The following is a 14494-nucleotide window of genomic DNA, read 5'->3' as shown; positions in this document are numbered from 1 at the left end:
GTGAAATCAGGTGCTTTCGATAAATCTTTTCATAGTCCCTTGACATTGGACAGGAACTGTATTATAATGTAATAATGTATCAATATGGAATAGTCTCGCTATTTTGCAAGATATTATAGCACATTATGCACAGGCTTGTCAATAGTTTTTGCGAAAAAAATTTTTTCATAGGATACGATAACAAACAATAATTTCTGCCGCTCATGCGCCGGTCGCTTACGAACGGCAGTAAAAAAATACAAGGAGGTTCCGCCTATGGTGAATGTTACACCTAAGCAGCTGGGAAAGAATGTCAGAATGAGCTTCGGTAAGATTACCGAGCCTCTGGAGATGCCGAACCTTATCGAGGTACAGAAGAACTCGTATAAGTGGTTCAAGGAAGAAGGTCTGCGCGAGGTATTCCGCGAGATGACCGCTATCACCGACTATAACGGCAATCTTGTCCTCAACTTCAAGGACTACAGATTTGACGACACTCCCAAGTATTCTCTTGCAGAATGTAAATCAAGAGGAGCTACCTATCAGGTCGCTATGAGAGCTACCGCTACACTTGCAAACAAGGAAACGGGTGCTGTCAGCGAAAGCGAGATATATATGGGTGACTTCCCCCTTATGACCGACAGCGGTACCTTCGTTATAAACGGTGCCGAGCGTGTTATCGTATCTCAGCTCGTCCGTTCACCGGGTGTTTACTACTCTTTCACAAAGGATAAGACAGGTAAGGACCTCTTCAGCTCACAGATAATCCCTAACCGCGGTGCGTGGCTGGAGTATGAACAGGATTCAAACGACGTTGTTTACGTTCGTATAGATAAAAACAGAAAAATACCGCTCACTACATTCATCAGAGCTCTCGGCGAAGAGGGTACAGATGAAGAGATATTCGAGATATTCGGCGACGATGAGCGTCTCAGACAGACTATCCTCCAGAAGGATCAGACAAAGAACCGCTCAGATGCCCTTATCGACGTATATAAGAAGCTCCGTCCGGGTGAGCCTCCTACGGTCGAAAGTGCAGTAAGCCACCTCAACAACCTCTTCTTCGAGGCTAAGAGATATGACCTCTGCCGTTTCGGACGTTACAAGTACAACAAGAAGCTGGGTATAGCTTCAAGACTTTCGGGCAGAACTCTTGCAGAGCCTATCATCAACGAGATGACAGGTGAGATACTCGCAGACGCAGGTGAGACTCTTACCTACGACAAGGCTTGCGAGATCGAGCAGGCAGGTGTTTACAGCGCATTCGTAACTGTTGAAGCCAAGGAATACTACACCGACGACCGCGGAGAGACTTCTATCCGCATGGTGGAAAAGACCGTTAAGGTCATCGGTAACGGTATGGTAGACATCAAGGGCTATGTTGACTTTGATGCCGAGAAGTACGGCATCAACGAGAAGGTATCCTTCAATGTCCTCAAGGACATCATCGACAATGCCGCTGATGCAGACGAGCTTGAAGAGACTGTAAAGAAGAAGGCTGATGAGCTTTCTCCTAAGTATATCACTCTTGACGATATCAAGGCTTCTATCAGCTACTTCCTCAACCTCTGCGAGGGCGTTGGTACTGTTGATGATATCGACCACCTGGGAAACAGACGTATCCGCAGCGTTGGTGAGCTTCTCCAGAATCAGTTCCGCATCGGTTATACAAGAATGGAACGCGGTATCCGTGAGAGAATGAACCTCCAGACTCAGGACGTGAATACCCTTACTCCACAGACTCTTATCAATATCAGACCTATTTCTTCAGCTATGAAGGAGTTCTTCTGTTCTTCACCGCTTTCACAGTTCATGGATCAGAACAACCCTCTTGCTGAGCTTACTCATAAGAGACGTCTTTCAGCCCTCGGACCAGGTGGTCTTTCAAGAGACCGTGCAGGATTTGAGGTACGTGACGTTCACTACAGCCACTACGGAAGAATGTGTCCTATCGAGACTCCTGAAGGTCCTAACATCGGACTTATCTCCTATCTGGCTACTTTCGCAAGAATAAACGAATACGGCTTTATCGAAGCTCCTTACAGAAGAGTCGACAAGGCTACAGGCGTTGTTACAAATGAAGTAATCTACATGACTGCCGATATGGAGGATAACTTCGTAGTTGCTCAGGCGAACGAGCCAATCACAGATGACGGTAAGTTTGCAAGACCTCGTGTTAATGCACGTTACCGTGAGCAGATCCTCGAGTGTCCGAGAGAAAATGTTGACTACATGGACGTTTCTCCTAAGATGGTCGTTTCAGTCGCTACTTCAATGATCCCGTTCCTCGAGAACGATGACGCTAACCGTGCCCTCATGGGTTCAAACATGCAGCGTCAGGCAGTTCCGCTCCTCAAGACAGAGCGTCCTTTCGTTGGTACAGGTATGGAGTACAAGGCAGCTGTTGACTCGGGCGTATGCGTAGTATCTGAATACGACGGCAAGGTAACCTATGTTGACGCTGACAAGATCACTATGGTGGACACAGACGGTGTTGAGCATAAGTACGAGCTTATCAAGTTCAAGCGTTCAAACCAGGGTACTTGTGTTAACCAGAGACCTATCGTTATGGCAGGTGAGCAGGTAAAGAAGGGACAGGTACTCGCAGACGGTCCTGCTACAGCAGACGGCGAGATCTCTCTCGGTAAGAATGCTCTCATCGGCTTCATGACATGGGAAGGTTACAACTACGAGGACGCTGTACTCCTTAACGAGCGTCTTGTAAGAGAAGATGTATTCACATCAGTTCATATAGAAGAATACGAGATCGAGTGCCGTGATACAAAGCTCGGACCCGAAGAGATCACAAGAGATATCCCCAATGTTGGTGATGATGCTCTTGCAAATCTCGACGAGAACGGTATCATCCGCATCGGCTCTGAAGTAAATTCAGGCGATATCCTCGTTGGTAAGGTAACACCTAAGGGTGAGACAGAGCTTACAGCCGAGGAAAGGCTCCTCCGTGCTATCTTCGGTGAGAAGGCAAGAGAAGTCCGCGATAATTCACTTAAAGTACCTCACGGTGAATCAGGCGTTATCGTTGATGTTAAGGTATTCACAAGAGACAACTGTGACGAGCTCTCAGCAGGCGTAAATATGCGTGTCGTATGTTACATCGCTCAGAAGCGTAAGATCACTGTCGGCGATAAGATGGCAGGCCGTCACGGTAACAAGGGTGTCGTTTCACGTATACTCCCTGAGGAGGATATGCCATTCCTTCCGGACGGTACACCTCTCGACATCGTGCTCAATCCTCTCGGCGTTCCTTCACGAATGAACATCGGACAGGTACTTGAAGTACACCTCGGTATGGCTTGTAAGGCTCTTGGCTGGCACATCATGACTCCTGTATTCGACGGCGCACACGAAGATGATATCCGTGAGTGCTTCAAGATGGCTAATGAAAAGGCTCAGCAGCACAAGGAAGATATGTTTGAGCTCAAGGCTATGGATAAGGTAATAAATCCAAATGCTCTTGAATTCACAGAGGATTGTAAATTCACACTCTATGACGGACGTACAGGTGAAAAGTTCGATAACCGCGTAACTGTGGGCTATATGTACTACCTCAAGCTCCACCACCTCGTTGATGATAAGATCCACGCACGTTCAGTCGGTCCGTATGCACTTGTTACACAGCAGCCTCTGGGCGGTAAAGCTCAGTTCGGCGGACAGCGTTTCGGAGAAATGGAAGTTTGGGCACTCGAAGCTTACGGTGCTGCTTATACTCTCCAGGAGATCCTTACTGTCAAGTCTGATGATACTATCGGTCGTGTAAACACATACGAGGCTATCGTTAAGGGACAGAACGTTCCTACTCCTGGTATCCCTGAGTCATTCAAGGTACTTATCAAGGAAATGCAGTCTCTCTGTCTCGATGTCAAGGTACTCGACATCAATCAGGAAGAGATCGACCTCAAGCAGAACTTCGACGACGACGATCCGATGCCTTCACGCGAGTCATTCTCAGATGAGGATACTGCTGACAGCACAAGCTACTCAGACAGCGATATGGAGGACGCAGGATTCGGCTTTGAAGATGACGAGAACGGTGATCTTGATGACGACTTCGACAGCGTTGACAAGGACGATGAGTTCAGCTTCGACGAGGGCGAGGACGACGATGACTTCAATTTCGGCGACGATGAAGAGGAAGGAGATCTCTTCGACAGCTTCGACATCGACGATCCTTCCGATGAGGACTAATATACATCCGAAAATATAATACGCGGCACGGCTTTAACGCCGCGCTCCGCGTCAATGTAAATTTGCAGGAGGTAGCATGGAATTTACAACTTTTGAATCAATAAAGATCGGTCTTGCTTCGCCTGAACAGATCAGAAGCTGGTCTTATGGTGCAGTTGAGAGACCTGAAACTATAAATTACAGAACTCAGAAGCCTGAGCGTGACGGTCTTTTCTGTGAAAGGATATTCGGACCTACAAAGGACTGGGAGTGTCACTGCGGAAAGTTCAAGAAGATACGCTTTAAAGGCAAGATATGTGACCGCTGCGGCGTTGAGGTCACAAGAGCAAGAGTAAGAAGAGAGAGAATGGGCCACATCGAGCTGGCTGCTCCTGTTTCTCATATCTGGTACTTCAAGGGCACTCCTTCAAGAATAGGACAGGTGCTTGAGGTATCTCAGAAGAGACTGGAAGAGGTTCTCTACTTCACAAAATATATCGTTACCGATCCGGGCAACACAGAGCTTATCAAGAAGCAGCTCCTCTCAGAGAAGGAGTATCTCTCATACCTCGAAAAGTACGGAGATGACTTCAAGGCTGAAATGGGTGCAGAGGCTATCAGAAAGCTCCTCAATGAGTATGACCCTGCAAGATATGACACTCACAAGCAGAGACTTATCGAAATGGGTAAGGTATCTCTCGGCGGCAAGAAGATAGAGTGCTTCAACAAGCCTACAGAGTGTGAGTGCGAAGAGTGCCAGAAGTTCAGAGAACTGGAGGACATCGACTGGAGAAACAATCTCGAGATCGTTGCCGATGACCTCAAGGCTGAGCTTGTAGGACTCCCAAGCGGTCAGAAGAAGGTAAAGCTCCTTAAGAGATTACAGATAATCGAGGCATTCCGCCTCTCGGGAAACAAGCCTGAGTGGATGATACTCAGCGTTGTTCCTGTTATCCCGCCTGATATCCGTCCTATGATCATGCTGGACGGCGGCAGATACGCTACATCAGACCTTAACGACCTCTACAGAAGAGTTATCAACAGAAACAACCGTCTCAAGAGAATGTTAGAGCTCGATGCTCCTGACATCATCGTAAGAAACGAAAAGCGTATGCTCCAGGAAGCTGTTGACGCTCTTATCGACAACGGCAGACACGGCAGACCTGTTACAGGTCCGAGCAACCGTGCCCTCAAGTCACTTTCAGATATGCTTAAAGGTAAGCAGGGACGTTTCCGTCAGAACCTTCTCGGTAAGCGTGTTGACTACTCAGGACGTTCTGTTATCGTCGTAGGACCTGAGCTGAAAATGTATCAGTGCGGTCTTCCTAAGGAAATGGCTCTCGAGCTCTTCAAGCCTTTCGTACTGAAGAGACTCGTTGACAAAAAGGCTATCGCTAATATAAAGAGCGCGAGAAAGCTTATCGAGCGCGCTGACAATAAGGTATGGGACGCACTTGAGGACGTTATCAAGGATCACCCTGTAATGCTCAACCGTGCCCCCACGCTTCACCGTCTCGGTATCCAGGCATTCGAGCCTATCCTCGTTGAGGGTCGTGCTATCAAGCTCCACCCACTGGTATGTTCTGCGTTCAACGCTGACTTCGACGGTGACCAGATGGCTGTACATCTTCCGCTTTCAGCTGAGGCTCAGGCAGAAGCAAGATTCCTTATGCTTGCTGCTAACAACCTGCTCAAGCCTTCTGACGGTAAGCCTGTTGCCGTTCCTTCACAGGATATGGTACTCGGTTCTTACTACCTTACAATGGATAAGCCGGGCGAACCAGGCGAGGGCAAGGTATTCCGCGATGTAAACGAAGCTCTCATGGCTTACAATGAGCATGATGTATCGCTCCACGCTAATATCAAGGTAAAGATCACCAAGGATATCGGCGACAAGAAGGTATCAAAGATCATCGACGCTACAGTGGGCAGACTTATCTTCAACGAGAATATCCCACAAAATCTGGGCTATGTTGACAGAACAAACTCAGATAAGCAGTTCGATCTCGAAGTTGCATTCCTCGTTGGCAAGAAGCAGCTTTCAGATATCATCGAACGCTGTATAAAGATACACGGCACAACAACTACTTCCGAAGTTCTTGACCGTATCAAGGCACTCGGTTATAAATATTCAACAAGAGCAGCTCTTACCGTTGCTGTATGTGACGCTTCTATCCCACCACAGAAGAAAACTATCCTTGCTGAGGCTGATGCAGAAGTTGCTGAGATCACAAGCGAGTACGAGTACGGTTACATCTCCGAGCAGGAGAAGTCAAAGAAGATCATTGCTCTCTGGACTGATACAAACGACAGAGTTACTGCCGCACTGAAGGCAAACTTCGACAGATACAATCCTATCTGGATGATGGCTGACTCAGGTGCCCGTGGTTCTATCTCACAGATCCGTCAGCTTGCAGGTATGCGTGGACTTATCGCTAATACATCAGGCGGCGTTATCGAGATCCCGATCAGAGCTAACTACCGTGAAGGTCTTAACATCTTGGAGTACTTTATCGCTTCACGAGGCGCGAGAAAGGGACTTGCCGATACCGCTCTCCGTACCGCTGACTCAGGTTACCTTACACGTCGTCTTGTTGACGTTTCTCAGGACGTTATCATTCGTGAGGAGGACTGCGGAACAACAGACGGTATCGAAGTATTCGAGATCAAGAACGGCAACGAAGTCGTTGAGCCGTTCGATGAGCGTCTTGTTGGCAGATTCCTTGCCGAGGACCTCCGTGACGAGTCAGGTGAGCTCATCGTATCACGCAACAAGCTCATAAATGACGCTGACGCTAAGAAGATAGTTGACAGCGGCATCGAGAGAATAAAGATACGTTCTGTCCTCACTTGTAAGTCAAGAACAGGTGTATGTGCTAAGTGTTATGGTGCAAACCTTGCATTCAACAATATCGTTTCAGTCGGTGAAGCTGTTGGTGTTATCGCTGCTCAGTCTATCGGTGAGCCAGGTACACAGCTTACCATGAGAACCTTCCATACCGGTGGTGTTGCTTCTGCCGATGCTGAAGATATCACACAGGGTCTTCCTCGAGTTGAAGAACTTTTCGAGAGCAGACGTCCTAAGGGTGCTGCTATCCTTTCAAGAATTTCTGGTAAGATTCACATCGAAGAGATCAAGACTACAAGAAATATCATCGTTTCAAATGACGAGACAGGCGAGTCTGAGAGCTATATGATCCCATACAACCTCAAGATCAGAGTTCAGGAAGGCGAGTCTATAGAAAAGGGTACAAGACTTACCGAAGGTAATATCTACCCTGCTGATATCCTTAATATCCTCGGTACACAGGCTGTTCAGAACTACATCATCAATGAAGTTCAGAAGGTTTACCGTTTACAGGGTGTTGATATCAACGATAAGCATATCGAAGTTATCGTTCGTCAGATGCTCCGCAAGATCAAGGTAGAGGAAACAGGCAGCAGCTATCTGCTTCCGGGCACTCTTGTTGACAGCAAGGAGATCGACGTTATCAATGAAGAGCTCCAGGCTCGTATCGACGCAGGCGAGTACGATGTACAGCTTGTAAAGACAAGTCCTGTTCTTCAGGGTATCACAAAGGCTTCTTCAAATTCAGACAGCTTCATGTCAGCAGCTTCATTCCAGGAGACTACAAAGGCTCTCACAGATGCTGCTATCAGAGGTAAGAGCGACCGACTCCTGGGACTTAAGGAGAACGTTATCATCGGTAAGCTCATACCAGCAGGTACAGGTATGGAGTGCTACAGAAACGTTGAAGTCGTTAAGAACGAAGGCTACGGCGAGCATAATACAGCTGCTCCTATTGCAAATCAGATATAATATCAAAGCTCCCGAGGTGTATTCTTCGGGAGCCTTTCTTTTAGTTTAGAGTTGAGAGTTGAGAGTTAAAGCAGGGACTGGCGCACTAACAGCTGCACGTACCCTCTGTCAGCTCTGCTGACATCTCAATACAGTGTAGGGAGTCATTCGTCAGCCCGTAAGTAAGAATTGTAGGGAACGCCGCCCTCGGCGTTCCGCAACTCTCAACTATTTAAAACAGGAGTAAGAAATATGAATATAAAGCTTGAACGTATCGGCGTGAATGACTGCGAAAAGCTCTGGAAAATGCAGGTGGAAGCCTTTTCGGAGCTGCTGGAAAAGTACCGCGACTACGAAACAAGTCCTGCAAACGAGCCAGTGAGCAGAGTGGAGGAGCGTCTGAAACAGCCATTTACATACTATTACTTCATTATGGACGGCGAAACTGCTGTGGGAGCTATCCGCGTAGTCGATATGAAGGACGGCAGCCGCAAGCGTATCTCACCTGTATTTATTATGAAGGAGTACCGCGGAAAGGGCTATGCTCAGAAAGCTATTATCGCTGCTGAGGAGCTTCACGGCAGGGATAACTGGGCTCTCGATACCATATTGCAGGAGGCAGGGAACTGCTATCTGTACGAAAAAATGGGATATCATCGCACAGGCGACAGCAAGGTAATAAATGACAGAATGACCATAGTGAATTACGAAAAAAACTGAGCATATCCTGTCCGAGCACTGCATATAATGCAGTGAGGTGAGATGTATGAAGAAATTCTTCGCAGCTGCCTGTGCAGCTGCTTTTCTTTTGTCAGCAGGCTGCTCAACAGTTGTAAAAACTGTAGACCACGGGACGGAGTGCAGCGAATCAAAAGCTCCCGTAACAGAAAATGAAGCATATGAGCCGCTGAATTACAGGGAGCAGGTGGGAATGTGGCTGCCGTATGTCCGTTTCCCTGATTATATGCAGGGAAAAAGCGAGGAAAGCTTCCGCAAAAGTGTGGCGAAGATAATGGAGGACGCGGCAGCAGACAGCGTGAATACGGTGTATTTCCATGTCAGACCGAATGGCGATGCCTACTATGTTTCGGAGCTTTTTCCGAAAGGCGCATACCTTGACGGTGACTACGATCCGCTGGCGATAATCCTTGAAGAAGCACATGACCGCGGCATATCGGTCCATGCATGGATAAATCCTTTGAGACTACAGACGGCTGAGCAAATGGAAAAAGTCCCTGACAGCTTTATAGTGAAGAAGTGGATAAATGCAGGTGAGCCCTATGTGAAAAATGTAAACGGACGCTGGTATCTTGATCCTGCTTATCCCGAAACGGTGGAGCTAATCGAAAACTCCGTAAGCGAAATACTAGAAAATTACGACGTTGACGGAGTACATATCGACGACTATTTCTACCCCACAACTGATACTGAGTTCGACCGTGAAGCCTTTGAAGCAAGCGGAAGCACAGAGCTTGCGCAGTGGCGTGTCGATAACGTGAACCGCTTTGTAAAAGCCATGTATGATACGGTCAAGGAGAAGGACACAAGGATTGTTTTCGGTATAAGTCCGCAGGGGAATGTTGACGCGGACTACAGCACTCAATACGCCGATGTCATACGTTGGGGAAGTGAAGCGGGCTTCTGCGATTATATAGTTCCGCAGATATATTTCGGATTTGAGAATGAGAACAGTCCCTTCCTGCCGACTCTGAAACAGTGGGAGGAGCTGGTTGATGAAAGCAAAGCCGCACTCATTATCGGGCTTGCCGCATACAAGCTCGGCAGGGAGGATAAGTGGGCAGGAGAGGCTGCGGAGCTGGAGTGGATAAACGATCCCGACATTATTAAAAAACAGATAAAGGAAGTGAAGAATTCCTCCGCTGACGGATATGCACTTTATTATTGACAGCTGAAAGCTTTTATGTCGCTGAAAATGCTGTATGCATTGACAAATTGCCGCTAATGTGATATAATGTATCCGTATTCGGGGCATTAGCGCAGTTGGGAGCGCATCACACTGGCAGTGTGGGGGTCAGGGGTTCAAGTCCCCTATGCTCCACCAATGAGAAAAGCCTATGTTTAGCTGAAAACATAGGCTTTGTTTTTTGCTATTATGCTTTGAGAAAGAAGAAAATAGTAGATTTCCGTTAAGATTTCCGTTACGTGTATCAAGAAACGCATATTGTAACGGCAAATGCTGAAGCAATCACATAATAAAAAAATAAGGCTCTCTATTACGGAGAGCCTCAATTCATTAGTCTGCATTATCTTTGCGCTTTTCTAGCTTGAGTTTATCCTCAAGGGCGTTTGATGCGATCTCGTCCGCGGACTGGATAGCGTGAATATATATCTTACTTGTCGTAGCGATACTGGAATGTCCCAGCCTTCGTGAGACAGTCGGGATACTTACTCCTTCAGCGATCAGAAGCGTCGCATGGGTATGCCGGAGTGAATGCGGCGTAAAATACGGTAGATTGTTCCGCTTTACGAATTTTCGTACCCAATCACTTACACTATATGGGTTCATAGGCGTTGAGTCGACCTTTGTGAACAAGCGGTCGTTGGGGACTGTTTGGGTACTGCCGTCTGCAAGAGTAATCTGTATTTCGTCCTGCCAGTAATCATCAAGCTCGGTTCTTCGTTTCTGCCAATACTGCTGATAATCACGAAGCAGAACTAACACTGTCTCAGACAGCTTAATCGTGCGGTATGAAGTATCGTTCTTAGGAGACTTTGTAATTATCCCCATATGATCTACTGCCTGGCTTGTCCGTCGGATAGATATGACCTTCTTTTCAAAATTTATATCTTTCCATTCTAGTCCGAGCAGTTCACCTCTGCGGATACCGCTGTAAATAAGCAAATACATAATCGTTTTCCACTTGATAGGCTCATTTTCAAGCAGCTCCAGAACGTGCCTTACCTGTTCATCATCAAGGAAAGCAGCTTCCTTACGCTCCAGCTTAGGAGCTTTCATATGGTTCCTGTCGGCGATGTTGAAGGGGATAAGCCTGTCACGTGTCGCCTGTGCCAGAATTGTGCTTATGAGTTTATGGTAGTGGAGTATAGTTTTGTCTGACAAACCTCCAGTATCAAGATGAAGTTCAAATAATTTCTGAACAGGGGTGTTAAGTCCTTTAGCTATCTTCTCGGCTGACTTGATACTGATATGTCCGTCAGGTTTGCAGACAGCGCAGATAGTTGCAGAGGATACTCCGCATAATGCAGCGAACTTATCCTTTGAGAGCTGCATTTTCTTTCTTATATCATCTATCTTAATGTGATACTATTCCTCTTCTCTATAGAATGGACTAAGGTTGATAAAGAGTTGATTGATCTCTTCATCCGACAGTATATCGCCTTTTATAAGATACTCCAACAATTCCTCCTGTCGAGGTTGTCCGAGAGCAAGCCTGTAAAGAGAAAGGATTTTTATAAGCCTTTCATAATTATTCTGATCTCTGCTGAAAGGATACATAGGCACTATACGTTCGATTTTCACCATTTCTTCCGTGTTCTTTAGTCCCCAGAATGGTATCAGATCAGAACCATTGGCACTCTTTTCTTCAGAACAAGCTTTTTTGAACATTTCGTTCCAAACATCTTTTTTGAAGCGAATATCATTATACCTTTTGGCGATATTCTGCCTGATAGCAAGACACTCAAAGCGATTGATCCTTCCTTCCCTTTGCTCAATATCTATAGGATTTGATGGAAGATTCCAATGGACTATCCTGCGACAGTAATTATGAAAGTCAAGACCTTCCTGACCTATAGAGGTAGAAGCAAGTACAAAAGGACGGAAAGGCGAATTAAACGCATTTCTTACGCTCTTTTTTCGATCGTAATCACTCTTATCACCTTCGCCTTTAGTGAAAGAAACAGCAAAATGAGTTCTAAGCTTAATGTCTTTATTTTTGCCTGTTCTTACATAATTGACAAAACTATCATAAGTATCAATTGCATAGAAGTTGTAAAAGAAGGCTAGGCAACAAGTGAATTTTACAGCGGACCTATGAAAGATTTGCCAAGAGTAAAATAAAATGTATAACCAATACAAGCAAAACATTACACGTAATTGGCATAATTTGCATACATATATCTGTAGATTATGCACGATATTCTTCGCGTTTAGAATTTTGATAATGTGCAATCAGACATTTTGCTTGATTTTTGTTGACATCTCAGGCGACATGGTGTATGATAAAGATACAAAAGACGGGAGGCGAGAAGCTTGGACGATCTCCATAAATTGCAACAACATCTCCGATTGTTACGGACAATGCTAGGTTGGAGCGCACAAAAACTCGGTGAAGAAGTAGGCGTCACACGCCAAACTGTCAATAAAATCGAGAATTGCAAATCTCCAATTAGCCAAACATTGTATCTGGCACTTTTAACAGTATTCAAGCGCGAATCATCTGCGTTCAATTTTGAAACTAGGATGATTCAATGTATACTTGATATTCTCATTTTTAATCCGGACTATTACACTTCCTCAGAGACAGAACAAGCCTTGAGAAGCGCTCAGTTGCTTGTTTCGCCGACATCTTCAGATAAAGATACTAAACAAACAATATCTGATGAATGGGTGCGAACTAATAAAAGAATCTATCAAAAATTTTTTGACAGATTGCTTAATGAGAACAAAAGCGCTGCTATCGAGTTGAACCAAATAAACCCAACAGATCAGGCTGATTCCGTTTTTGAGTTAAAGAAGGAAGGAGTGAAAAAAATGAGGGTAAAAACTAGAAAGAGATGGATCGATCTTTTTGAAGAATATGATCGTGATATTAAGGACGCTCTTTTTGAACTCTACATAAAATATGTCCTTGATACCGTGAGACATGAACTTTGGATGTACGTCGATGATGATGGTGAAGTTAGCCTTAGGACAAATATGGGTTATGCTTCAAACATAATATCCAATGAACAGCGTTGCTTCATATACGCTTGTGGTGGAGAGAATCTCACAGCATGGGATATTTTACCAAGACTTGAGTACCTTCTCAATGCAGAAGATTTACACTCTTACTGTGATGCCATTAGGAAAAATCCTGGTGACCGAGTTCGTGTCAGTGAGCTTCAAAAATATATTGAGACAGAACATCCTGGCTTGATAGAGGAATGGCTCGAAGAATACTTCGAAGATCCATCTGGATACTTGGAAGACTGTACTCAGAGAGTATACGAAGATATCTTGAAAAGGCTCGACGGTTGATTATAATATTATTCTAGTCAACTATATGAGGCGTTTTTCAAATGCTATGATAGGCTATCCCTATGTAGAAATAGTGATAGCCTATTTTTACGATAAACGTTCTATCAGCTGCCCGTAAAGGGCAGTATTTTATTACATGTGAAATTGATACATCTGATAATGGAGCCATCTATTCCGCCTACAAGGTCTATTGCTATTGCTATTTTGATTTAATTTAACACATACACGAAAAATGCACCCAATGGGTGCAAATATAGCCGTAAGGTGCATAAGTGCAACAAAGAACGGCACTACGCCGTTTTTGCTTAGTGCCGATACTTGATAATATAATTGGCAGTTTTGTCATTTATCTGTTTTTTTCCCGCCACGTTTATAAGGATTGACATGAACAGTCCTGCCATTTTGCTGACGATCATATCCTGAAACATTGTGTTCACGAGGCGATGAGCGACTTGCTTTCTCGATTATTTCTTCAACCTGCGTAACAATATCAGACTTAACAGAAGAAGAGGAGCTTTTTTCTCGGCTTATACTGCTACCGTTGTTTCTGCTAGAACTAATGGAGTGAACGATTTTTACCGCACCGCCAATTGTGACTCCTGCTATCTCGATTGACTCAACGGGATGCTCAACAATAAATCTACCTACTGCTTTTAATACTCTAACGACTTTCTTTTCTCTTTTTGGCGGCTTAGGCACAGTTTTCTGTGATTGCGCTACCTTTTCAAAAGTAGTGTCGTGTTTGTCTATACTCGGTGGAGGGGGGGACCGACTTTACTTTTATCAGAACCTCTATTGTTTTCTATTACCTTTGTTTTCTTGGGGGGTGACGTTTCCTCAACCTTCTTTTCCGATTCTATATTTTCTTTTGATTCCTCCGTCGAAGGTTCTTCCGAAACTACATCAAGTGAAATTCGGTATTCTTCGGGGTGAAAATTAATGTAGTCATCGGGAGGAAATTTGCTATAATCATACACATCAAAATCATAAAACGTCTTTGTGTCCGGATCATAATACCAATTCGTTACATTATGCCAATCTCCCTTATGTGCTTCAAGGTGTTCCTCTTGCGAGAGAAGTTGAATATTATCTGCATCGCCTTGATTATCAGGGAAACCGCTGACGCTTTTCATATGCTGACCAATAAAGGCTTTTCCATCGGCATCATACACCTTACCTTTAGTGATGAGTTGTTCTCGTTGCTCTGGTGTCCAATTTCGTGAGCCTTTTCCAGCAAGAACAAGTTCCCGCTCGCACGCCCATGCTTTTCTGATTGCTCTGTTACAAGCAGCATTATCTCTTGCCATAGG

Annotated in this window: 9 protein-coding genes, 1 tRNA gene and 1 pseudogene; 6 read left to right on the top strand and 5 right to left on the bottom strand. The window is 45.3% G+C overall.

The window, feature by feature from the left end; genetic code table 11:
- Positions 1 to 255: 255 nt before the first annotated feature.
- The 5 genes from rpoB (at position 256) to BLW60_RS02860 (ending at position 10025) form a co-directional block, all read left to right on the top strand.
- Positions 256 to 4185 carry a DNA-directed RNA polymerase subunit beta gene (gene rpoB / locus BLW60_RS02880; protein ID WP_074714376.1) on the top strand — a complete coding sequence of 1310 codons (3930 nt, stop codon included), beginning with the start codon at positions 256 to 258 and terminating at the stop codon, positions 4183 to 4185.
- A 76-nt stretch (positions 4186 to 4261) separates the two neighbouring features.
- Positions 4262 to 7984, top strand: coding sequence for a DNA-directed RNA polymerase subunit beta' (gene rpoC / locus BLW60_RS02875; protein ID WP_074714375.1), 3723 nt, complete (start codon positions 4262 to 4264; stop codon positions 7982 to 7984).
- A 231-nt stretch (positions 7985 to 8215) separates the two neighbouring features.
- Positions 8216 to 8683, top strand: coding sequence for a GNAT family N-acetyltransferase (locus tag BLW60_RS02870; RefSeq protein ID WP_074714374.1), 468 nt, complete (start codon positions 8216 to 8218; stop codon positions 8681 to 8683).
- A 46-nt stretch (positions 8684 to 8729) separates the two neighbouring features.
- Complete coding sequence (locus BLW60_RS02865) at positions 8730 to 9869, top strand: glycoside hydrolase family 10-like protein (protein ID WP_074714373.1); 1140 nt, start codon at positions 8730 to 8732, stop codon at positions 9867 to 9869.
- A gap of 80 nt (positions 9870 to 9949) precedes the next feature.
- Positions 9950 to 10025, top strand: a tRNA-Ala gene (locus BLW60_RS02860).
- A 192-nt stretch (positions 10026 to 10217) separates the two neighbouring features.
- Here the strand turns inward: BLW60_RS02860 and BLW60_RS02855 are convergent.
- The 3 genes and pseudogenes from BLW60_RS02855 to BLW60_RS17105 form a co-directional block, all read right to left on the bottom strand.
- Positions 10218 to 11216: a site-specific integrase gene (locus tag BLW60_RS02855; RefSeq protein ID WP_074714372.1), complete on the bottom strand. Its 999-nt coding sequence runs from the start codon at positions 11214 to 11216 to the stop codon at positions 10218 to 10220.
- A gap of 33 nt (positions 11217 to 11249) precedes the next feature.
- Positions 11250 to 11552: a hypothetical protein gene (locus BLW60_RS17110; RefSeq protein WP_242872819.1), complete on the bottom strand. Its 303-nt coding sequence runs from the start codon at positions 11550 to 11552 to the stop codon at positions 11250 to 11252.
- Between the two features lie 87 nt (positions 11553 to 11639).
- Positions 11640 to 12032: pseudogene (locus tag BLW60_RS17105) on the bottom strand (C-terminal helicase domain-containing protein); the annotation flags it as partial.
- 165 nt (positions 12033 to 12197) lie between these two features.
- On the opposite strand from BLW60_RS17105, the gene BLW60_RS02845 reads away from it, so the two are divergent.
- Entirely contained in the window at positions 12198 to 13184 is a 987-nt protein-coding gene (locus BLW60_RS02845; RefSeq protein WP_074714371.1) for a helix-turn-helix transcriptional regulator, read from the top strand.
- A gap of 342 nt (positions 13185 to 13526) precedes the next feature.
- Here the strand turns inward: BLW60_RS02845 and BLW60_RS16375 are convergent, their stop codons facing one another.
- The gene (locus BLW60_RS16375; RefSeq protein ID WP_139283354.1) at positions 13527 to 13883 is read right to left on the bottom strand and encodes a hypothetical protein; all 357 of its coding nucleotides are present in this window, start codon (positions 13881 to 13883) and stop codon (positions 13527 to 13529) included.
- Between the two features lie 47 nt (positions 13884 to 13930).
- Complete coding sequence (locus BLW60_RS02840; protein WP_074714370.1) at positions 13931 to 14491, bottom strand: hypothetical protein; 561 nt, start codon at positions 14489 to 14491, stop codon at positions 13931 to 13933.
- Between the last annotated feature and the right edge of the window lie 3 nt (positions 14492 to 14494).

The organism is Ruminococcus flavefaciens, from assembly GCF_900108555.1.
Classification (GTDB): Bacteria; Bacillota; Clostridia; order Oscillospirales; family Ruminococcaceae; genus Ruminococcus; species Ruminococcus flavefaciens_P.
Note: the sequence above shows the minus strand (reverse complement) of the source record. Positions and strands in the feature narration are given on the sequence as shown.